Genomic DNA, 23,975 nt, shown 5'->3' with positions numbered 1-23,975 from the left:
AGTCGAGAAATAGTTTTCAGCATGCAGAAAATAAAATAACAGTAGGAGGTTCTAAGATGAGGAAAACTTTCAACGGGTTAATTGCGGTTTTGATGGTTATCATGTCTATATTTACAGTCATGCCACAGGGGATTGTGCTTGCAGAAGACACAGGCGGGGGTACTACGTATTATGTCTCCAATAACGGAGTGGATACCAACACTGGAGGCATTGATGCACCCTACCTAACGTTAGCAAAAGGTGTTTCACAATTACAGTCCGGTGATACGCTAGTCATTAAAGCGGGTGAATATACAGAAGCACTTGTTCTGAACGGTTTAACGGGAAACACAAATGCTCCGATTACGATTCGCGGAGAAGTTGGGACCAATATAACGGGTAGTGCTTATGTAAATGCTCCGTTCTGGAAGAACTTCACACTTAGTGTCACGAACAGCGAATATATAAATATTAGCAATATTAATTTTGCCTTTGGCGGTACACCTGAGTCAGGTGATAGCTATGTAGCAGGAATAAGCGGAGTGAAAAATGTTAAAGTTCAAAATAGTTACTTTGGCGCCAACAGTACTACTTATGCTGCTTTTTACCTTAACACTGACAATGAAAATTTAGTGATTGATAGTAACTATGTTGAAGGTTCTGATAATTCCTTTTACGGCTATGGAATAAATAATACAACGATCACGAACAACATATTTACAGAGTGGTGGACTCTACATTTTGAATCAAGTACCTCAACAAATAGTATTATCAGCAATAATGTGTTTGCAGGCGCTGGCGAACATTTTTACGGTGGAACCTATGAAAATAGCATCATAACTAATAATATCTTCTTGGGAAATCCAGCTATTGCTTTGGGTGCGGGTAATACTGTTGGGTATAACAGCGTTACAAGTGATAGCCTTAAAACTTCCGGCACAGATGTTGTGGCCACAGCTGCAGATACTTTTGTAGCTGCCTCGGATTACCATCTAAAAGAAGGAAGCCCCAGTGCTGATGCGGGCACCCCTACAGGTATGCCGCAAAATGACCGTGACGGAAATGAGCGATTAGGCCCTCCCGACATTGGCGCGTATACGTATGGCAAGGTTTTTTACTTAGATGCAAATGCTGCGGGTAGTGGGGACGGTTTAAGTGAGTCCACTGCATTTAACAACCTAGAAGATGCGGATGCAGCGATTGTGCCGGGCGTAACACTACTTGTTAAACCGGGCAGTTATGCGGGGAATCTCTCGATTACAGGAACCGGTGCACCAGACACCAAATCCATTACGATTCAAAAGCTGGGTACAGGTGTAGTCAGCATCGATGGTGGCCCAAGTCCGGCCATTTCTCTAATAAATATTGCCAATGTGACAATTGAAGGGTTATCGCTGGCGAGCAGCGGAAGTTCCGCACTTCTGGCAGACGGTCTGATCAATAGCGACATCTCCGGTTCGACGGTTACAACAGCAACCTACGGAATGGAAATCTCCGGCAATACCAAAGGATCAAGTTTCTATAATAATACCTTCACTCAGCCTGATCAAAAAGGTATTCTATTAAAGGATTCCACAGATAATAGAATTTACAATAATATATTCGACAATAACAAAGGCATCCTGAATGAGGATGGTAGCTTTACCAATACGCTTATCATGAACAATGTATTTGTTTCCCATTCTAGTGATGGAGCAAATATTATCCTGAATGGAACAGATACTGGCGATACCATCGCAAACAATATCTTCAGGGCGGAAGGTCCTGCTGCAATTGTAACAGTGGGTGAGGCCGTTTACTTCTTTGATGTCGAATCTAATAATACGGTTGACTATAACTTATATGACAGTACCAGTACCGGCTTAGGGACGGGGGGACCTGTGAATGAGGCCAATAGTATAGTTGGCAATCCTTTGTTTGTGAGTGCTACAGACTATCACCTGCAATTAGGAAGTGCCGCTATCAATATGGGAACGGATGTGAACGCCCCAGTATTTGATCGTGATGGCAGAGGCCGCTTGGGTACAACCGATATCGGTGCGTACGAATACAGAGGAGATTCTTCGGCTTTCTATATCGTAAATCAGACCCCGCAGGGGAGTGGTATAACAGTAAACTCTGCTATAGAGATCACCTTATCGGAAAGAGTAAATGCGGATAACGGCAATCTCTCCAATAATATTGCTGTTACAACAGTAGTTGACGGGAATACGGTACCTGTACCTGGCAGTTTCAACATACTAGATGAAGGAACAGGTACTGCGATTACCTTTACTCCAGAGACTCTGCTGAATTTCGATGCTACTTATAACGTTACTGTAAAGAAAAATCTGATGAGTACGAACGGGAATTATCTCCCGGCGGATGTATCATGGAGCTTTAGTACAGAGGCTTTTATTATGAATGACTATTATATTTCTCCGAATGGAAGCGATTCTAATCTGGGAACCATAGACAGCCCTAAGCGAACAGTATCTAGTAGCCTTATTGCTAAATTGAAAGCAGGGGATACTGTGTACTTTAGGGAAGGCACGTATAACGGTGTTATTGTTTTGCAGACCTATGCAGGTACTGCGGACAAACCGATTAGCTTCAAGAGCTATCAGAATGAAAAGGTAGTCTTAACGTCGGAGAATCCGGATTATATTATATATCTGGGACATAGCCAGTATATCCACATTGAAGGTCTGACCTTTGCCCCGAATGCCTCACAGAATGGGTCCCGCGGTACAGCTGTGCGGATAGATAACCATACGGCAGGCAGACAGGCCAGCTCTAACATTACAGTTACCCACAACCGTTTCCAGAACACTGGCACGGCCATTGCAACAAGAGATTTGGTGAATATCGGCTTTGGTAATTTAGAGTTTTCCAATAATGTCATAGTTTCCAATGATGGCTGGGGACTGTATTTCCAGGAGGTCAGGGAACAAGCGGGCAGCTATGGGAAGATATTCAACAATGTAATTTACGGAGCAGCTCGCAGCATTAACTTATGGGGCAGAAGCACGGATCTTCTATTCTACAATAATACTTTTGCGGATAGGTACGATGCTGGTGGTGGAAGCGGGAGGTATGATATTTACCCGGTGCAGGGCACATACGATCCTGTAGCTGCTCCAATTAACATTTCAACGGATTTAGTATTCAAAAATAATATATTTACCAAACCTATCCGTACACAGCTTGAGGGTGGGAAATCCATTGTTGACGCTTCCCAGAATGTTGTATTCGATAACAACGTCTACTCTATTGCCGGTTCGGAAAGAGTTACTTACGCTGGTGGAGGAGAAGGCCCCGTCCTTACACTGGCTGAACTGCAGAGCGCAACGGCATGGGCCAATCAGGGCAGAGCGCTTGAAGTTAACGGGAAGTCCGGTGAGGTCACTTTTGCAAATGTGTTAAATGATGCCCGAATTATATTTGCTGCGAACCCTGCAATCGGTGCGGCGGATGCAAGCATTATTTCTGGTATTACGGCACCAACAGCCGACATAACCGGGCATGCAAGGACACAGAACGAAGCCGGAGCCTATGCCTTTGATCAAACCTTTGCTTTTGTAGGGGGGAATACCGGAACGGTAGACGGCTCACCTTTACATCCATATCCTTCTATTACTTCTGCAGTGAATGCAGGAGCTAAAAATATCCAGATTATGGCGGGTAGCTATGAGGCTAACGAGACCATTGATATGGCAGCATCAGCCGGAGACGGAGATGTTTATGTAACGCCGTATAATGGCGAAGTGATATTAAAGGGGACTGTGAATGTTATAGGCTCGGTGGATAAAGCCGTCTCTATGAACAATCTTACCTTTGCCAGTAATATTTCGTTGTCCGGTCAGAAAGTAACCATTGACGGCAGCCATATTCATGGAGCTTTAACTTTAAAACAAACAGATGGGGCAGTGGTCACAAATAATATTTTTGCCCCGAAAGCTGCGGATGCTATTCTTTTAAACAATAGTGTGAATAGTTCCATTACAAACAACGTCATTACAGATAGACAGACGGCTGTTTATTTAACCACTGAATCTACTACTAACAAGATTTACAATAATACGCTGTATGGAAATGTGAAAGACGTTGACTTCAGTACCGATTCCACCGGCAATAGTTTGAAAAATAATATATTCTCTACAATGATAGAAAGCTACGCAAATAACGAGTTTGATTATAATCTATACAATGCGGATGTTATAGCCCAAACAGACTTGAATGCAATTACAGAGGCGCATGCAGTTAAAGCACCTGCTCAATTCATCAACGTCAGGGCAAGGGATTACAGAATATATAAGCTGAGTCCAGCTGTAGGTGCAGGGATTACGGATGCTGTTACTCCGGCTAAGGATATCAACGGAATTGCCAGGAAGATTCCTTCAGACATTGGTGCCTATGCAGCGACAGCCGTCGAGGTGAGCTATTATGTGGATGCTTCGACCGGCGATGATGCAAACTCAGGAATAGCGGAGGCACCGTTTCAGACGATAGGTGCAGCGCTGAATGTTTTGAGGAATGGGGAACGGGTTATTGTCAAAGCAGGCACTTATAATGAGAACATAGCGCTGGCCAACCGATCGGGACAGGAAGTAAATGAGTATGTAATCTCAGCAGATGGAGCCGTTATTCTGAATGGTAACATTATATTGGACACCGCAACTGGAGTTACTATTGAGGGTTTTACAGTAAATTCCGGAGAGGGAAACACAGCAGTCACTTTGAATGCGGCTCCGAAAGCTATTTTGAACAATCTAACGATTACAAATGTAACAACAGGTATCCGCGCCTTGGATAGTTCTGATCTGACCATTAACAAGGTTAAGCTGAATCATGTGGAAAAAGGCATAGTTCTGGATGGCGCTAATAAGGTGAGCCCGGTAACTATTTCCCAGACCAAGGTTGATCATGCAAGTGCCAGTGCCATCGAAGCTAACAACCAAATTACCCTGAACCTTAACAGCTGCCTGATCACCAATTCGGCAAAGGGAGTTCTGGGAACAGGTGAATCCAGTTTCTTCATCTTTAACAATACCTTCTATAATAATAGCGGATACAGCATTGATGTAACACAAGCTGATGGGCATGCTGCTAATCTTGATATTATCAACAATATCTTCTCCAGAAGCTCCAGAGGTCAGGGGGCATTCAATGCCATCGATAAGAATTCGGGATTCATCTCTGAATACAATTTGTATGATGCTGCTGCAGACGAGAAGATCACCCATTTCTATGATGCAGATCAAACCTTTACGGAGACTGTTGCAAACGGGGATGAAACAGGAGGACATATTGGAGATCCTATGTTCAAAGATGCGGTAACTGGTGATTTCAATCTTGCGAAGGGAAGTCCTGCAGCGAGAAACGGTGTGAAATCAATTTCCGACACCTTTGCAGATGGTTCTACCAAGGATATTCCGGCTCCTTCAATGGATTATGCAGGAACGCCTTACACGACTTTGGGTCAGGACGTAGGTGCTTATTATTCACCATACAGCCTAAAGACCATCCACCTGGCAGGCGACAATGCTGGATCGTTGAGTGGTGACGGTACGGCAGAGCATCCGTTCCGGACATTTGCACAAGCCATTAACGCAGCCGATTCGGGTGATACCATCATTGTTCATAAAGGGATTTACACCGGACGGTATGATATTAATGACAAACATGGAGTTGCTGATGCACCTATTATCATCAAGGCCAGTACGGATCCAAACGACCCTCTTGATTTAATAAATGGCTCGCTTCCCGGCCCTATCTTTACAAGCAAGGATAATTATGAAGATCGTAATGAAGCAGCTACAGATGAGCTCATGACGAAGATTACCAACAGCTCTTACATTACAATTGAAGGACTCTATATTACAGGTTTCAAAGGTGCCGGGATCTGGACTCTGGACAGTGACAACCTTGTATTGAAGAATCTGAACATCTGGGATATTGATACTCCGGAAGAGATCACTTCTGGTGTACAGGGCTTATTGATTAACGGTACTACAAATTCTCAGTTCAAAGACATCAATATATGGGATATCGGCCAGACCAGAAAGAGCCAGGCAGACCATGGTGCTTATATAGGCCACAGTTCCAACCTTGTATTTGATGGCCTTAAAGTTTCGGATTCACCTGGCGGCGGCATGCAGTTCTATGCTGGTGACAATTACGATATTCAATCTACTGATGTTGTAATTAAGAACAGTGTGTTCTCTGAATCTAAATACGGCTTGATCCTTGTGGGTATCCAAGGCTTCACAGTGACTAACAATACGTTCTACAACAGCTGGGCGAACGATTTGTATATGGATTGGAACGTACGGAATAACCTATTCCAGAACAACATCTTCTATAATGACCGTACACAGGAATATAACTCTGTTGATGGGAATGTACAGCCGGTGATTATCGGTTATCAGTACAACACCATAAGAACAAATTCCGATCAGTCAACAACCCATATGGTAGTTGATAACACATTCAAGAATAACATGTATGATTACACAACATTTCCTGCTAATGCCCAGTTCGGTTCTAGCGTAATGCCGATCAATGAATTTATGGCAGCCGAAAATGCAGCGGAGACTAATAACAGATACACCAATATGTTCGCGGGAAATGTAACCTTTAAAGGTTCAATCGCTGGCGCAACAGATGATTATGAACAGGCTCAGAGGATATTTGCTAATATTCTGGATGTAACTTCGGGCAGCGACAGTATTAACAAAGGGGTAATTGAAAATGCGCCGATTGTTGATATCCTGGGGCGCAGCAGAGTGGGTGCACCTGATTTAGGTGCGTATGAATATACGCCAAATGGTACAGATGACGACGGCAATGGCAACAACAACAACAACAATAACAATATTGCCGTTGCTGAAAAAGGTAACTTAGATGCCAACGGTGCAGTAAATGTTGAATTTACGTCAGATCAGCTTGCTGAACTATTTAATAAGGTTAATGAGGATAACGGCGGTGTAAGAACTATAACTATTAAGGTTGGCAAGGTAGACGGAGCTGCAAAATATGTGCTGAAGTTGCCTGCAAATGCACTTACAGCAGCCAGAGCAGATAAAAGGATAAAAATAGAAACGCCTAATGGCACCCTAACGGTCCCTTCAAATATGCTGGCTCAGAATTCCATAGGAAATGCTGCTTATATAGAACTCAGCATAGAACATGCGGATAAGTCGAAGATGAGCAAAGAACTGCAGGCGGTAATAGGAGACAGACCTGTGATTGAACTTACAGTCCTGGTCGATGGGAAAACGGTGGCTTGGAACAATTCTGAAGCTCCGGTGACCGTATCTATGGACTATACCCCTACGGCTCAAGAATTGAAAGATGCAGAGCATATTGTGGTGTGGTATGTGGATGATTTGGGTCATACATCAGCTGTTCCAAGTGGAAGGTATGACCCTGCTTCAGGCAAAATTACATTTACGACTACACACTTTAGCACGTATGCAGTAGCATTTGTACACAAGACATTCAAAGACACAGCTAAGTATGAATGGGCTGAGAATCAAATAGCCGTACTTGCATCAAAGGGGATTATTAGGGGTACTTCTGATACAACTTATGCACCGGGAGCAAACATAACCAGAGCTGACTTTATAAAGCTCCTTGTCAACGGACTTGGACTCAGCGCGAATGTAGATGCCAACTTCAATGACATAAGCACAAAGGATTATTACTATGAAGCCGTAGGGATCGCTAGAAAATTAGGGGTAATAGAAGGAGTGGGGGACAACACGTTTAATCCGAAAGCCTCTATCACGAGGCAGGACATGATGGTTATGGTTAATAACGCCCTTAATGTAGCAGGTAAGTTGTCTGTAACAGGAGATACCGCTGTACTCGCAGGATACAGCGACTCTGCAAAGATTGCTTCGTATGCTAGAACCAGCGTTTCAAATCTTGTAAATGAGGGCATCATAAAGGGAAGCGGCAACCGCATCAACCCGCTGGGTAATGCTACAAGGGCTGAAATCGCAGTGCTTATATACACTGTTTACAACAAGTGAGATGTAAATTAAGCATTCAATACAACAACAGTCGAGGGAACGTTTCCTTGGCTGTTGTTTTTGTTACTGCTCAAGTTGTACTAGTTCGGCATCGCTCGATATAATGGAAATAGAAGTTCAAGCCTGAAGGGCAGAGGAATGATACATATCAATGCAAATTAAGATCGGAATTATCGGTACACCAGTCATGGTTGGAAAAATAATGCGTATGGTCCAGTCGTTCCCGACTTTCGATCCGATTGTGCAGATCGTGAGCGATGAGGAAGAAGCGGCACTCTTCGCCGAGCAGATGAGCAAGGAGGTTGAGGTGATCCTTTTGTCAGGAGCGCTGGCGCATTGGAAAGTGAAAGAAGCGGTATCAACTTCCATACCTATACATTATGTTCCACTTACTGGGGCAGCTTTGTTTAAGGCGCTTTTTCATTCCATGGCATTGGGGAAACTGAAAGGCAGCCTATCCGTAGACACGCTAACCAAAACTATGGTTACCTCTACACTGCGTGATCTGGAGCTGGATCATATTCAAGTGGTTGTTTATGATGGGCCGGCTTATTCAGCGCCTGAAGAGCTTCTTGCTTTTCACCGCAAGCAGTCGGAAGGGGAAGGTTTCTCTATGGCTTTAACCGGAGTAGAACGTGTGGCACAGCAATTGACAGAGCTTCAGGTTGCGAACGAATGGCTGATGCCGTCGGATCAGGATATTGTTGTATCCTTAGAACGGGCGCTTTTGTCTACTGAATCGCGCCGTGGGAAGGAATTGCAAATTGTGGTTGGCATGATTAATGTGGATGATTTTGGCAGGCTGGTCATGAAGCATAACAGTGAACATGAGGTTCAGAAGTTGAAGCTGGATATCCACAGAATGGTGCTGGGGTACGTTGAATCGCTGGATGGTTATTTAACGCCGATTGGAGGAGATGAGTACCTCTTCTTCACTACTCGGGGGATATTTGAGAGAGAAACAGGGGGTATAAGACGATTCCTCTTGGCAAGGAAGCTAATAAATCTTTGGGGATCTCCTTAAGCATCGGTATTGGATTTGGAATTTCGGCAAATGAAGCCGGCACGCACGCAAGGGTTGCGCTTCGCAAGTCCAAGGAAGCCGGAGGAAATACCTGCTTTATCGTCAGGGAAGACCAGACGCTGATTGGACCCCTCGAAATGGCGGATTCTATGCACAAGGTATTGCCCCCTGTGGATGCAGAACTCATGAGAAAAGCGGAAGAGGCGGGAATGACGAGTGCCTACCTTAGCAAGCTTCTAAGTCAAATGGCCCGTTATGGTAAATATGAATATAAGGTTCATGATTTGGCCTTCCTGTTAGAGATAACAGTACGAAGTGCGCATCGGCTGCTCCTGCTCTGGATTGATAACGGCCTTGTAGAAATCTCTGGAATGGAAAAAGCGCCTAAAGGAAGACCCCGTCAAATCTTTCGGTTTTCCTTTTTGGTTGATCTTGCCCTCTGAACGGGTCACCCCGTTTTGTATCTATTTAAAGACTACATAAAGACCTGTCTTTATATGAAATCTTTCAGTATGATAGATACAGGAACACATATGGAAGGGGTGACAAGGGTGATAACAGTTACGGAATTGGAAGCAAAGCTGGCTGAACCATCGAACGCTTTGATCAATGATTTGGCGAAGGTAAAGGGTGATATTGCCATATTGGGTGTGGGAGGCAAGATGGGGCCGAGCTTAGCCAAGCTCGCGAGGAATGCGATCCTGGAAGGTGGCCTGTCCAAGCGGGTAATCGGAATTTCCAGATTTTCGGATGACTTGGCGCGGCGTGAGCTGGAGGATGTTGGAATCGAGACCATTGCATGTGATCTGCTAAATGATCAGGATTTGATGCGTCTGCCGAATGTTGAGAATGTCATCTATATGGCGGGAAATAAATTTGGTACGACAGGTAAAGAAAGCTTTACTTGGGCGATGAATACTTATTTGCCGGGCAGGGTCGCTGAAAAGTATAAAGACTCTCGCATCGTTGTGTTCTCATCCGGGAATATTTATCCGTTTACTACTATCGGTAGTGGCGGGGCGGATGAGTCCGTGATGCCCGAACCGATTGGAGAATATGCCCAGTCCTGTCTAGGACGGGAGCGGATCTTCGAATATCATGCCCTTAAGAATGGGACTCCTATGGTAATGTATCGATTAAACTATGCCATTGATTTGCGTTACGGTGTTCTATTAGAGCTAGCGCGGGCAGTCTATGAAGGACGTCCGATAAACTTGACCATGGGTTTTGCAAATGTAATATGGCAAGGGGATGCCAACGCTATGGCGCTTCGGTGTTTAACAGAGTGCACTAGCCCGCCGAACCTAATAAATATTACTGGGCCTGAGACAATGTCCATTCGCTGGGCAGGGTCTGAATTTGCCAAGCGTTTTGGCAAAGCCGCTATATTCGAAGGCACAGAGTCAGAGACTGCGTTATTGAACAATGCGGCTAAATCGCACCAGTTGTTTGGCTATCCCAGTGTCTCTTTGCTGCAAATGATCGATTGGACGGCGGAATGGATTCGACAAGGCGGGAAAATCCTGAATAAGCCTACACATTTCCAAGAGCGAAAGGGGAAATTCTAATGAAAGTTGAAACAACATTATCTGCTGAATTATTGCGTGCCCTGCACGAGGGCCTTGTTATTCCGGCTCACCCTCTGGCTCTGGACGAAAACCGCAGGCTTGATGAAAGGCATCAAAGGGCGTTAACACGCTACTATATAGCATCAGGAGCCGGCGGAATAGCCATCGGTGTGCATTCGACCCAATTCGAGATTCGCGACAAGGAGCACAACCTGTATGAGACGGTGTTGCGAATGGCTGCGGAAGAGGTGGCTAAGGCCGGACTTCAGCGTCCCTTTATCAAAGTCGCGGGGATATGCGGACCTACGGAACAAGCGTTAAAGGAGACGGATATTGCGATAGGGCTAGGTTATGACGTGGCGCTACTTAGCATGGGTGGACTGATCGATTGGAGTGAGGAGGATATTCTCAAACGGACGGAGCAAGTAGCAGAGAAGTTGCCGGTTATCGGGTTTTATCTGCAGCCTTCGGTTGGAGGCCGAATCTTCAGCTATGAGTTTTGGTGCAGGTTCGCGGAGATCCCGGGGGTCGTTGCGATCAAGATGGCGCCATTTAATCGCTATCAGACCATCGATGTGGTGCGAGCCGTGTGCAATTCAAGCCGATGGAATGAAATTGCCCTCTATACAGGGAATGATGACAACATTATTACGGACCTGCTTACCACCTATCGGTTTGAAGTGAATGGTAGGATCATAGCAAAAACTATCGTAGGGGGATTGCTTGGTCATTGGGCGGTATGGACGAATAAAGCGGTGGAGTTATTAGAAGAAATCAAAGCGATACGAAACGATGAAGCCATCTCGAAGGAATGGTTAACCCGAAACATTCAAGTGACAGATTCCAATGCTGCTTTTTTTGATCCGGCACATCATTTTGAAGGCTGTATACCCGGTATTCATGAGGTGCTAAGGAGACAAGGTTTGTTAAAAGGCATATGGTGCTTGAATCCTGATGAAATTCTATCACCCGGGCAAGCAGAGGAAATTGATCGGGTCTATAGCCAGTACCCGCATCTTCATGATGACGAATTCGTCACCGCTCACCTTAAGGAATGGCTCGCTCAGGACTAACCCCAGGTGCGTAATCTAAGACTTATATCGCGCTTTACAAGAAAATCCGCCAGGTCCTATTGAGAAATAGACTTGGCGGATTATTAAATATTTTAGTTGAACCCTTCCTTTATAAAATGAGCCGCTACTTTTCGAATGGCGGCAATCATCTCTTCGATATCGGAAACGGTATAAAATTCACTGATCCCCATGCGGACAGAAGATTGCAGAACGTTCTCGGCTTGTGGGCAAATGCCCTCCTCGTAGGAAACCTCTGAGAGATTGAATGGATAATTTGTTCCCGGATAAGCTTCCTTTGTTTGGAATAGAGGCTGGAGGTACACGGGCTGGGGAATATAACCTCGCACACAAGAAATGCCTTCCGCATTTAATGCTGCCACAAAATCGTCCACGGAGCCTTTTAGCATAGCTGTATCCAAACGAAATAGAAAAAACCAGAAGGAGCTTACTCCGCCTTCAGTGATTCTCGGCGGATAAATGCCGGCAAGTCCGGAAAGACCGTCTATCAGCATTGTTCCGTATGTGTTGCGTGTTGTACAAATCCAGTCCAGCCTGTCCAACTGAGCGATGCCTACAGCGCCTTGCAGCTCAGTCATACGATAGTTGGGAGCGATATGATGAATATCCCGACTCACTGCGTGATCGAAACGCTGGTAGTTTTTGTCGGCAAAGGCATGGGTAATGGAATAGTCTTCCTCCTGTCCCGAATTTACCGTTACCATTCCGCCATCTCCGGTGGAGATATGCTTGAAATCATTCGTGCTGAAGCAACCGTAATCACCAATGGTTCCGGTCAGCCTCCCCTTGTAATAACAAAGGTAGCTTTGTGCGCAATCTTCGATGACCTTTAGGTTATATTTGTTTGCGATGGCCATGATGGCATCCATATCACAGGGATTACCAGCCAGATGAACGACTACAATCGCTTTGGTGCGTTCAGTAATGCATGCCTCGAGCGAAATGGGGTCCAAATTATACGTATCCGGAAGAACATCCGCGAATACGGGAATCGCGTTCTGGTACAGAATGCCGATGACTGTGCCCTGATCCGTGATCGGGCTGGTGATGACCTCGTCTCCGGCAGTAATTCCTGCCGCTCCTAGAGCAACATGAATCGCCGCAGTACCCGAGGAAGTCGCGACGCTGTATTTTACGCCGTACATCTCGTTAAACTTCTGCAGAAACTGTTTGACCTTATGACCATAATGATAGAACAGCGTTCCTTGCTCCAGTGCTTCTTTTAGCTCTTGTAGCTCTGCATCTCCGAACCGATTACCTGTTCCAAATGGCGTTGTCTTGATTTGTGGTCCACCGTTGATCGCTAAATTTTCTAACATATCTTACCCCTCCTAGGATGATCTGTTTAATAGATACAAGTCTGAGCCCACAGCAAAATAAAGTTGGCCGTCGTGTAGGGACGAAGCTCTTACAGAGCCCGGAAGACGGGATACGAAGTGCTGAGCGCCCGTCTCCACATCAATCTCCCAATATTCTTCGTCACAGAAAGCGCCTGCTGTCCGATCATCAATGGCTACGAGCCATTGGCATCTCTTTCTAAGCGATAGGGTAATAACGAACTTCTGTTGTTGACGATCGAAGATAAGGATCTCTTCTCCAGCGCCACAAGCCACCTTGCCACCAAGAGTAACCATCGCGTTGCCCGCTTCCTGATCCTCGCGGAATATCTCTTCATGGACCGATCCTTTCCCTGGGACCCAAACCACGAAACGGCTGTGCACCTGCTGAGGGGCTAATCCGCTGGCCCCACCATTGGTTGTGAAATAGATATATTTCTCGTCAGCCGCCAGAGCGGAAACCTGCTGCCCTGGTACAGGATCATACCAGGTCTCGACTTCAAGTGTAGCCGGGTCAACCCGTGACAGGCCGCCGCCATATACACCATATTGGGCAGACCAGCCTGTCCAGAATCCTCCGTCGGGGCCGAGCACACTTCTTCCCTCAGGACGAATAAGTTCCGGCGCTACCGGTTGCAGAGTGCGGGGATTAACGTTATTCAGTTGATCCCAAGGCTTGGAGGGATCATATATTACATGGTCACCGCCTACATATGCGCTTAGAAACAATCGGTTATTCATGAACCTCATTCCATATACCTCGCCCCCAGCATTGCACACAGATGGCGAATTCCAGAAGGTGCCGGTTGCGGGATTGAAACTGAAGATCGTCTGGCCAAATCCACTGGAGCCCCACAGCAGCCCCTGGCCATCGGATTGCAGCGTGAAGATAGCTGTAGAGGGTGCATCCACGGGTATATGCTTTAATTCGACCGCCTCAAGCTCGGTATAACCATGAGAATGAGAGTATGCCGGAGCTTTAGTGATGAAATATTCTTGTCCTCGTACTCCAGCTAAGCGGTTGTCGCTTAATGGTTTAATAGGAATAGTTTGCCCATTGGATAAGGTAAGGGTCAGCCGGGGAATCTGCTGTTCTGGGACAGCTCCGTGTACTAGAAGCAGACTGCCTGCATCGTAATAGGCAAGCTTGTCTTCAAGCTCCGTACAAATAAGGCTGCTTGTAACCCATTTGATCTGCTCACCCGGAGCGCCAAAATCGATAAATTGTCCATCGCTGATCACATAGGCTTTCATTCCGGAGGTATCATATCCGTAATTGACGAGAATATAACCGGGAGCTTCTCCCCAAACGGGACGGCTATACTGATTATTTCCGTTGTCGGTCAAGTGGCCAAGGTTAACTAGAGTATGGTCCTGCGGATCGTATTGCATCAAGGAACATCCAGGGTAGGTACCTCCGTAGACTTTCCCGTCGGAGCCGAGTGTCATTGTCCAGAAGTAGGCCTCGCCCTGAGACTCAAGGGTCTGAGCCCATTTCCGCGTATGCAAATCAAGAACATGCAAATAAGCCTGATCCACACAGGTACCAACTACCAGCTTCTCGTTGTGCCAGTTTACCAAGCCCCAGGCCCCTGGACCGGCAGGGAGACTGATGCTTTCGCTTTCACCTGTCAGCGTATCGATAAGAATGAGATTCCCGATTTCGCCCATGGCGTAATTGGAGAGCACCAGCTTCTCCCGGCCGTCCAGCGGGTCTATTAGAACTGTTGTTGCCAGAATATTAAAATTGTGGCAAGGCTGCCCTACGTGTGTGTATAAGGGTTGATTCACGATAAGCCCCCTTGTCTTAAAGGAATAAGAACAACCCAAGGCCTACAAAGGGCCTTGGGTTGTCGGTCCATTAAAGCGGCAGCGAAATAGAAGATTCCGCCTTGATTATTTGCTCATATTTTTATAGCCAATCATTTCTTTGCCTTTCAGGCTTTCGTTCATTTCATTAATAATGTCGGAGCCGCCACTGCTCAGAAATTTATTGACCATATTATCCCAGTCTGAGAGCGGTGTTTCCCCCATCATCATTTTCACTTGCGTGTCGATTACTTTATTCACCGCATCCGAACCTTTACCGCTGTTAAGAGTTGCGGAGTAGCCGAAATAACTTGGGTCTACATACTGTTCATAGTCGACGTATTGTTGTTCGAGTTCCTTGACAATGGGCTTTAAAAGCGGGTTGGTTTGGGTGTCTGCATATTTGTTATCGAGCACACTTGGAGCCCACATAACGGAGTCAGGAAGGTAGGTGGATGGCATCAAGCCTAGATCCGGCTCGGTAAAGGTGTTCACCCCATTCTCATTGGTATAGCCTGTGCCGACTTTACCGGAGCGGAAATCAAAAATTTCATTATCAGGATTTTGTTCATCTATCGGAACAAAGGTGCGCCCGAAGTCTATCAAGGAAAGGATACGGTCGATCTTGCCTTCATCACCGGCTAGCTTACCATTCAGAACGGTAATCCGGTAGTATCCACGTTGTGCGGTGAAACCCTGTGTACCATCCGGCGCTTTAAATGGCGGGATTGCAGATAATTTGGCAGTAGGGGCAACGGAAAGCAAGGAGTTGGCCAGATTGGCGTCCATTCCACGAATTCCGGCCACGTAGATACCGGCTTTGTTGTTATAGAAATCGGCCTGTCCGACCTCAATACTTGCGTTGGCGCCGAAACCCTTGGTAATCGCCCCTTGCTTATACAGATCAGCAAACAGAGCTACACTTTCCTTGCGGCCTTCGCCGATATAACCTGGAATCAAGTTGCCGTCTGCATCCTTGTGGTACCAGGTATCTATATCCCAATAGGCACCCATTCCATAGTTCGGATGACCTCCTGGATTCATGACCAACCCATACGTATCATCTTTACCGTTCTGATCCGGGTCGTCGTTGGTGAAGGCCAGGGCAACGGCAGCCAGTTCTTCATAGCTGGTAGGTACCTTTAATTTGAGGTTATCCAGCCAGTCCTGGCGAATCGCCCAGCTCTGAGTCGGAGTGTTAGGATAATAGCGGGGAATGCCCCAGATGGTTCCATCCTTATTAGTTACTGCGGCCCAGATTTCAGGGGGGATTAAAGCAAGAGTCGGATATTTGGTGATATAATCGTTCAGCTTCAGGAATGCGCCTTGATCCGCCCACTTTTGCAGGGAACCGGCAGCTACATATTCCTCGATTCCGAGAATGTCAGGCATGTCACCCCCGGCAATAGTAGTAGACATCTTCTCAAGATATCCGTCATAAGGCACAATTGTCGGTTTGTAATCAATATTAAACTTCTCATTGATTTGCTGCACAGCGGCTCCATCACTCGGCGGGATCTTACCATAGGTCATGTCCATCATCGAGATGGTGTACTTCTCGTTAGATTTCGCGGAGTCTCCTGCCGGTACGGCAGTGGCGTTAGTATTGCTAGAAGGGGAACTCTCCGAATTATTGCCTGAGGAACATGCTGCCGTAGTCAATACAAGAATCAGAGTAAGTGAACGAAATATCATCTTTTGTAGATTTTTCATTAGTAGATCCCCTCCGTATTTAAGTGTCTATCGGGTGTTTAACCCCACGCATGGCCTTGCAGTTCAATCCATCTGCCGTCCCGTCAACTTCCTATCCTTTCACTGATCCGAGCATCACCCCTTTAGCAAAATGCTTTTGTAGAAATGGATAAATCACCAGTATAGGTAGTGTAGCTATCAACACAGCCGCCATTTGAATGGTTTGCGACGGAGGCGGATCCCGCAGCAGGCTGGATAACAAATTGTTGTCTGGTGGAGAGACGATGACCAACTGCCGAAGCACGACCTGAATGGTCCATTTTGTCGTGTCATTCATATACAAGATGACATTGAAGTAAGCGTTCCAGGCATCCACAGCATAGAATAAGGTGAAGGCGGCTAATGCCGGTTTGGATAAAGGCAAGGCGATTCGCCAGAAAATCTGCAATTCATTAGCCCCGTCAATATTGGCTGCTTCGAAAAGTTCCTTAGGCAGGCCCTGGAAAAATTGACGGATGACAATGAGGTTGAAGGTGCTGATCGCTCCTGGAAGAATTAACGCCCAGTACGTATTGATTAGTCCTAGGTTGCGTACCATCAAATAGCTTGGGATCAGACCAGGGGAGAATAACAGTGTGAATACAACCATACGGAGGACCAGTTTGGAACCGGTGAAGCGGTGTATGATGGCGTAAGCCATCGTGCTTGTCATGCACAGATTGAAGAAGGTAACCACTGCGGTAAGGCAAATGCTGACGAGCATTGCTCGGCCAAAAGTTTTCGTAGCAAAGATATACTTGTAAGCGCCAAGGTCCCAATTGGAAGGCCATAAAATAATATCCCTCTGCACAAAATCTTCCATAGTAGAGAAGGAGACTGAGAAAATATACAAAAGGGGAAAGATCATACATAGTCCTACTAAGCCCAGAAAAATATAATTAATCACGTCAAACCATTTGTCAGACCTTGTCTTATAATGCATAGTTGACACTCCCTTCCACAGCGTTGATGTCAAGATGAAACGGCTTCGTCATTTATATGGACGGCACCCGTTTCTTCGAGAAATATAAGGATAAATTATTGCGTGGAGCATATAAATTCTTATATTTTAAAATAATCCGTCATGGCCGAATCTCTTGGCTATGCGATTAGCCCCCAAGACTAAGACGAGTCCGACAACGCCCTTGAACAGACCTACCGCAGTACTGAAGCTGTAATCGCTCTGCTTGATCCCTTTCTCGTAGACGAAGGTATCAAGTACATTTCCAATCTCTTTATTGAAGGGGTTAAGCATCAGGAAGATTTGCTCGAAGCCGGAATCAAGTACTGTACCCAATCGCAATATGATCAAAATGATAATGGTTCCGCTGATCGAGGGGATGATGATGCTCCAGATTCTTTTCCAGCGGTTAGCCCCATCCATGACGGCCGCCTCCAGAAGCTCATTATTAATTGAAGCAAGTGCAGCCAAGAAAATAATTGTTGACCAGCCTGTTTCCTTCCATATGAGCTCTACAATGACAATCGGGACGAATAGATGTGGTTTGGTCATGAACGAAACCCAGTCATAGCCGAAGCTTTGCAGCACCTGATTGATAATGCCTTCGGGCTTCAGAAAGATCATGGAGATACTGATAATAACGACCCAGGAAAAAAAGTGGGGTAAATAGACGATAGATTGAATGAATTTTTTGACTTTCTCATTAGCTACCTCATTCAGCAGGATGGCCAGGAGAATCGGAGCCGGAAAGACAAATACGATCTGCATAAAGGAAATATATAATGTATTGCGCAGCACCCGAAGCACTTCACTGTCTTCAAATATTCGTCTGAAATTGGCGAATCCTACCCAATCGCTTGCCCATATTCCCTTAAAGGGGTTGAACTCCTGGAAGGCAATCACATTACCGAAGATGGGGATGATTTTGAATGTTAAAAAATAAATTAATCCGGGCAGGAGCAACAGGAAAATATACCGCTCACTCCAAAGCTTCGTTCGCAACGACTTGGTGGAATGTTCTGAATTAAACCGGCTGACTGCGGTCATTTTCTTCGGCAATTTCAATCCCCCTCTCGCCCACTATATATTTTCTGCATTTAACTCCGAATTTGCGCTCATAGATTCCATCGTCTGATGGACCGTTGACGGTCACAGGTACATAAACTGCCGTTGGCTGCGGTAATGCGGCTCCTTCTAGAAGGGGATATCCGGCATCATCAATACCGACGATCCACAAGTTCCGACGCGCTCGCTCCCAGTTGTTTATCTCGCTGATCGTCCATAATGCGAAGCCGCGTTTCTTGGCTCCATCCACTACTTCATGTACTGCCTGTCTGACCGATTCATAATTGTGAATATGGGCTTGATGAAAGAGAAAGTGTGCAACTCCTTCGGCTGCTTGGATGGTATTCAGAAACGGATCGACAACACTGGAATCATACAAATCTGGATGGTTCAAGTCTTGGCTGAGGAAGCCGATCTCCAGTACATCATAGAAACGGTTGCCTTCGGTGAAATCGCTGATCGGAAAGTAGGGATGACAGGTACCAAAAATCAGGCCAATGTTTCCTTTTTTACTCGGGCCCCTGGTCTGATCCGCTTCAATCCCATTGCGTTCGCACCAGTGGAATAAATCTCCCCAACCCTCGAAGCAGGTATAGTGGTTCTTATTGGAAGGAATTGTTCGAAGCTGAGCGGAGCGCTTCAACCACTGACTCTGCTTATAGAAGGCTTCCTCCCCCCAAATTCCGCCGTCTATTTCCAAGGCATTGTAATGAAGCGCAATCTCGTGGCCATCGGCTTTCACTTCTTCGTAATAATGCGGTGAATAACCGGGCTCCAGCATGCACCAAGTAGTTCGGATGCCTTCTTGCCGGAGTAATCTCAGTGTTGTCTCGGCGTGCACGTCTATATTCAAGTCGCTATCATGGGAGATGGCCAATACGGCTGGAATCCCATCAGGCCAATAATCAAGGAACGGAAGGGAGGTGCCTTTGGCGGCACTGATGGAGATCAGATGCCCGATCAGCACTTGTCGCCACCAATCCGCATAGGGATAAGCATAGTAGCTCATGCCCGTCGGGGTTTGCAGACGGTCATATTCCCAGTCCATGGCACAGCGGTCATCCGCTTTTAGAATGTCTTCTCTTATGGGAATCGTTCCATCCGGTGCTGCTGAACCATCATCGTAGACAGGTCCTGTTCCCTGCTGTAGGGCAACGATTGAAGCGGGGATATTCACTGACCAGCGCTCAATCGATCCTTTGCCGACGGGGATGGATAGCAGGGCAGGCCCACACTCAACTCCCGCCGGGCTATCCTTATGCAGAAGCCCCGTCTGTTTCAAGTTGGGCTGACCTCCGGTGTGTGGGCTCCAAGGCTTGGCTGACAGAGATCGCAACGGGGTATCGCTGAACTCTGGAAGTGACGCATATCCTACCCCGAGAGGGCGTTCTTCATGATATCCCAGCTCCTTAGCCAGACCGTTTAACCCCGCATAAGAAATAACCGTGCCTCCATTCTCTGCATAGGATTTCAACTTCCTGCCGTTCTCTGCACTTTCTTCGCAAATGGCGGCGATTAGCAGGTCTGGTCGATAAGCCAAGGCTTCATCCAGCGACTCAAAGCTATGGAAGGGAATTCGAAGCTGCTGCAGGATCTCCGCTGTATACCCTTCGAATGCATTAACGCCATACTGCCATCTTCGCAAGCGAACGGACCGCTCATTTACAATTGCTAATTTGCTAATGTTCATCTGAGGTCACTCCTTCGCGATTACAACAACTGCAATTCATGTGATAGATAATATAACATAATAAAGGAATCTAATGGTATAGGTTTAGTACAGGTTCCATTATATCACGATAATATTGCTAAAAGTCAATAATCAATGTTAATTAAATTTACATTTAAATAAAAAAAGAAACCGCATTGTTACTTCGCGGTTTCTTTGGAAACGATATCACTCGTTATGAATATATCTCTCAATCTTGCAGTCAATTCAACGGGCGTCTCAAAGCCTGCCCAGAATTTAACCATCTCTTGGGAAATAACTTCTACTGTCGAATCAGGCAGGATTTCATTCATAAAGAAAAGCTGCTCCGGGTTATCTTCGTTCAGACCCAGTGCTCTAAGTTCCAATTCTGTCCATACTTCTTCGTTCACTTGAGGGTAGATGGAGAGGAATTTGGCTTCTCTAGCCATGCGCACCTGAAAGTCCAATCGCATCGAAAATTGTACAAACAGCTTAGCTAAATTTGGATTACCACTAGTCTGCGGAATCATCATCCCGTTCGCAATCGTGAGGTTGCCCTTAACTGCTAGTGGACTCTTGGGCAGCGGAATAACGGTTACCGGAAAGTTCTCGTTGCGCATACTTGTGGTGAGTGTCGTAGTCAGGAACATCCCTAAACGCCCCTCATCAAACAGCTGAGCTAGCAACTCCCAATCATTCATAGCGATGTTCGGGGAAATTTCGTCTTTATAAATCAAATTCCTAATAAATTCGAGGAATTCCGCGAGTCCATCCGTATTTAGCTGGCCAGAGGCTTCCTGTTTCATCAAGTAGCTATGCTTTCTGGCCAGCACAGGCCAGCGGTACAAGGATGAGGATAACCCTAAACCATATATATCATTTAATCCGTCCCCATTAGAGTCTCGGGTCATACGCTTTGCTGCTTCGGCGAACTGCTCCCAGCTCCAATCCTTTGTCGGCATTTCCAAACCATTATCCGCAAACAGCTTTGGGTTGCAGGCCAGGAAGATCGGGGAGTAAGTGAGGGGCACGGCGTACAACCGTTCTCGATGGCGGAATACATTCACCAAATGATCATTGTTAAAGTCCTGCTCTGGCATGATGTCCTCCAACGGCAGAAACTCATCCAGCGGGACTCGCTGCATATCATTATCACTCATAATGACAAGGTCGGCGCGGATTCCGAAACCGGATAAATCCTTTAACAGCTGTTCATTGCGCAACTCTGTTTGGAACTGCCGAAACTCAACATTGGGATAATGTTCCTTAAACATCTCGATTAAGATGGGAAGGGCCTTTATAACGTATGAGGAATGCTGAGGACAGATGATATTGAGAACATTAGTTTCATGTTTCGTGATGTCCAGGTCTTTGGCTACCATCGTGCCCCGGCCGACCATTTTAATAAGAATCCCTTCATTTGTTAATAAATCCAAGGCTTGACGCAATGAGTTTCTGCTGATGCTGTATACCTGACAGAGCTCTTTCTCGGGCAGAAGAAATTGACCGGGCTTCAAAAAGCCGGACAGAATCTCCATTCGTAAAATTCCTGCCAGTTCAATATATCGGAATTCTTTATTAATCAACCATACCCCTCCAATTTCAGTGGACAAAAAATGTTGTCTAGATAGTCATATTATATTATGTCTGCGGTATTTGGTACAGGTTTGGAACAATAATGCCTGTTTATGCGTTGACATCCTTAAGTTTTGGGTGCTATATTATTTTGTATTCAATGAGCAAAATTAATTTTCAGTATATAGAAAAAGGAGGTTTCTAAATTGAAATTATGGTTTGCCGGTGATTTGGACGGATTAGCTGAAGGGTTGGAGGAGTTGGCCACTGAAGCAGGTATTGAGCTCACAAGTGAAGGCCGTGTAGTAGAAGTCATTCGCCATGCAGACTCGCGGATTATCGTTCAAGCCGATAGGAACGGCCTACGCATTTATTTTAATAGAAAAATTCATTTCTTCCGGGCTCTTGGTTTGCTTGTGGAAGCCCTGCGGAGCGAAAGTATATTCCACATTGAGGAAGAGCCGCAATTTGAAATGAACGGACCGATGTTTGATGTCTCTCAGGGAGGGGCGGTCATTCGCAGCGAATCGGTAAAAGATTTTTTACGGCGAATGGCACTAATGGGTCTTGATATGATCATGCTGTATACCGAGGATAGCTTTGATTTAAAGGAGCAGCCGTACTTCGGGTATATGAGAGGACGGTATACACAGGATGAGATCAAGGAGATGGATGATTATGCCTATCAATTCGGCATCGAAATGATTCCATGTATTCAAACGCTCAGCCATTTGGCGGATGTGTTGAAGTGGAATGCATTTGCTGATATCCGCGATGATCATGAGACCCTGCTGGTCGGCCATGAAGGTACTTATGAATTTATTGAGCAGATGCTTCTTGCTGCATCGGATTCGGTTCGCTCCAAGCGTATTCATATCGGAATGGACGAGGCCTGGAAACTGGGTCTTGGCGAGTATCTGGTTCAGAACGGGCTGCATTCCAAATTTGACATTATGAATGTTCATCTGAACAAGGTTATGGAGATTGTTGAACGGCTGGGATTGGTCCCTATGATGTGGAGTGACATGTATTTCCGTGCCGGTTCGGTTAAGGGGGACTATTATGATAAGGATTGTATCATCTCCGACGAGGTTATTGAAGGGATGCCCGATAACGTCCAATTTGTTTATTGGGATTATTACCATTATGACGAGGATTTCTATACGGAATGGATTCGCCGGCATAAACGATTTGGATCGACGCCGATTTTCGCTGGAGGCATCTGGAACTGGAAGGGGTATGTGCTGAATTACGGAGCTACCTTTGATTCAACCCATGCAGCGCTGAATGTGTGCAAACGTGAAGGGGTAACAGAGGTGATCGCCACCCTGTGGGGAGATGATGGAACAGAGTGTGATTGGTTCTCTGCGCTGCTCGGTCTCCAGCTGTTCGCTGAACATGGATATGCTAAAGATTTCGATGAAGCCAAGTTAAGTCGACGTTTTTATTATTGCACCGGAGCCAGAATGGAAGACTTCATGGCAATCAAGAACGTAGATGAACCGCCGGGAATCAAGCTAGGCAATCACGAGACGTATAACCCTTCTCGTTATATGCTCTGGCAGAATGTAATGATGGGTTTGTTCGATGAGAATTTACGTGGACTGGATATGGCCGGACATTATACAAGTCTTCAGGAGCAGATGGCCCTGTATGCTACTCGTAACGGCAAGTACGGCTTTGTGTTTGAAGTGCTCGAACGGCTGTGTAGTGTGCTTGCTCTGAAGGCAGACGCGGGCATTCGAATTACGGACGCTTACCTAAGCGGAAATAAGCAGGAACTTGAGGTTATTGTGCGGGAGTTGCTTCCGGAAATTCGGGCAAGGGTTGAGCGGCTCCGTTCATATCATTTGGAACGCTGGCATGTGGTGAACAAGGCGTTTGGTTGGGATATTATCGATTTGCGTTATGGTGGCCTGTTTATGAGTCTGAACACTGCTATTGCGCGGATATCCGCTTATCTTGCGGGTACTGTCGACCGTTTGGAGGAACTCGAAGAGAAGCGGCTTTTGCATCAGGGCCAGGAAGGCCTCGTCGATTGTTATTTATATAAACATATGCCGACGCCAAGCCGGATTTCACAGTAAACGGATTATTAATATTAATCAACGGTTAGGAGAGAAAAGC

Annotated in this window: 13 protein-coding genes; 6 read left to right on the top strand and 7 right to left on the bottom strand. The window is 46.0% G+C overall.

Annotated features, from left to right (window positions below):
- Window positions 1-56 precede the first annotated feature (56 nt).
- The 5 genes from H1230_RS28770 (at window position 57) to H1230_RS28755 (ending at window position 11,662) form a co-directional block, all read left to right on the top strand.
- Window positions 57-7,997 (top strand): right-handed parallel beta-helix repeat-containing protein, encoded by a 7,941-nt coding sequence (locus H1230_RS28770; protein WP_239713193.1) that lies wholly within the window; start codon window positions 57-59, stop codon window positions 7,995-7,997.
- A gap of 151 nt (window positions 7,998-8,148) precedes the next feature.
- Window positions 8,149-9,021, top strand: coding sequence for a hypothetical protein (locus H1230_RS28765; protein ID WP_345773385.1), 873 nt, complete (start codon window positions 8,149-8,151; stop codon window positions 9,019-9,021).
- Window positions 9,006-9,464 carry a hypothetical protein gene (locus H1230_RS31560; RefSeq protein WP_345773384.1) on the top strand — a complete coding sequence of 153 codons (459 nt, stop codon included), beginning with the start codon at window positions 9,006-9,008 and terminating at the stop codon, window positions 9,462-9,464. Before H1230_RS28765 ends, H1230_RS31560 begins: the two co-directional genes overlap by 16 nt.
- 108 nt (window positions 9,465-9,572) lie before the next feature.
- Window positions 9,573-10,589 carry an NAD-dependent epimerase/dehydratase family protein gene (locus H1230_RS28760; RefSeq protein WP_239713192.1) on the top strand — a complete coding sequence of 339 codons (1,017 nt, stop codon included), beginning with the start codon at window positions 9,573-9,575 and terminating at the stop codon, window positions 10,587-10,589.
- Window positions 10,589-11,662, top strand: coding sequence for a dihydrodipicolinate synthase family protein (locus H1230_RS28755; protein ID WP_239713191.1), 1,074 nt, complete (start codon window positions 10,589-10,591; stop codon window positions 11,660-11,662). The genes H1230_RS28760 and H1230_RS28755 overlap by 1 nt, the downstream gene beginning before the upstream one ends.
- Before the next feature lie 92 nt (window positions 11,663-11,754).
- Here the strand turns inward: H1230_RS28755 and H1230_RS28750 are convergent, their stop codons facing one another.
- The 7 genes from H1230_RS28750 to H1230_RS28720 all read right to left on the bottom strand — a co-directional run bounded on the left by H1230_RS28750 (window position 11,755) and on the right by H1230_RS28720 (window position 21,859).
- Window positions 11,755-12,999: a DegT/DnrJ/EryC1/StrS family aminotransferase gene (locus H1230_RS28750; protein ID WP_239713190.1), complete on the bottom strand. Its 1,245-nt coding sequence runs from the start codon at window positions 12,997-12,999 to the stop codon at window positions 11,755-11,757.
- 12 nt (window positions 13,000-13,011) lie between these two features.
- A complete protein-coding gene (locus H1230_RS28745; RefSeq protein ID WP_239713189.1) occupies window positions 13,012-14,808 on the bottom strand; it encodes an NHL repeat-containing protein in 1,797 nt (598 codons plus the stop codon).
- A gap of 105 nt (window positions 14,809-14,913) precedes the next feature.
- Entirely contained in the window at window positions 14,914-16,539 is a 1,626-nt protein-coding gene (locus H1230_RS28740; protein ID WP_239713188.1) for an extracellular solute-binding protein, read from the bottom strand.
- A 91-nt stretch (window positions 16,540-16,630) separates the two neighbouring features.
- Window positions 16,631-17,500, bottom strand: coding sequence for a carbohydrate ABC transporter permease (locus tag H1230_RS28735; RefSeq protein ID WP_239713187.1), 870 nt, complete (start codon window positions 17,498-17,500; stop codon window positions 16,631-16,633).
- A gap of 126 nt (window positions 17,501-17,626) precedes the next feature.
- Window positions 17,627-18,565, bottom strand: coding sequence for an ABC transporter permease (locus H1230_RS28730; RefSeq protein ID WP_239717621.1), 939 nt, complete (start codon window positions 18,563-18,565; stop codon window positions 17,627-17,629).
- Complete coding sequence (locus tag H1230_RS28725) at window positions 18,543-20,273, bottom strand: polysaccharide deacetylase family protein (RefSeq protein WP_239713186.1); 1,731 nt, start codon at window positions 20,271-20,273, stop codon at window positions 18,543-18,545. The genes H1230_RS28730 and H1230_RS28725 overlap by 23 nt, the downstream gene beginning before the upstream one ends.
- 179 nt (window positions 20,274-20,452) lie before the next feature.
- The gene (locus H1230_RS28720) at window positions 20,453-21,859 is read right to left on the bottom strand and encodes an extracellular solute-binding protein (protein ID WP_239713185.1); all 1,407 of its coding nucleotides are present in this window, start codon (window positions 21,857-21,859) and stop codon (window positions 20,453-20,455) included.
- Between the two features lie 195 nt (window positions 21,860-22,054).
- Between H1230_RS28720 and H1230_RS28715 the strand changes: the two genes are divergently transcribed.
- Window positions 22,055-23,935 carry a beta-N-acetylhexosaminidase gene (locus tag H1230_RS28715; RefSeq protein ID WP_239713184.1) on the top strand — a complete coding sequence of 627 codons (1,881 nt, stop codon included), beginning with the start codon at window positions 22,055-22,057 and terminating at the stop codon, window positions 23,933-23,935.
- Window positions 23,936-23,975: the final 40 nt, after the last annotated feature.

The sequence above is a fragment of the Paenibacillus sp. 19GGS1-52 genome (assembly GCF_022369515.1).
Taxonomy (GTDB): domain Bacteria; phylum Bacillota; class Bacilli; order Paenibacillales; family Paenibacillaceae; genus Paenibacillus_AQ.
This window is presented reverse-complemented; position numbering and strand designations above follow the sequence as displayed.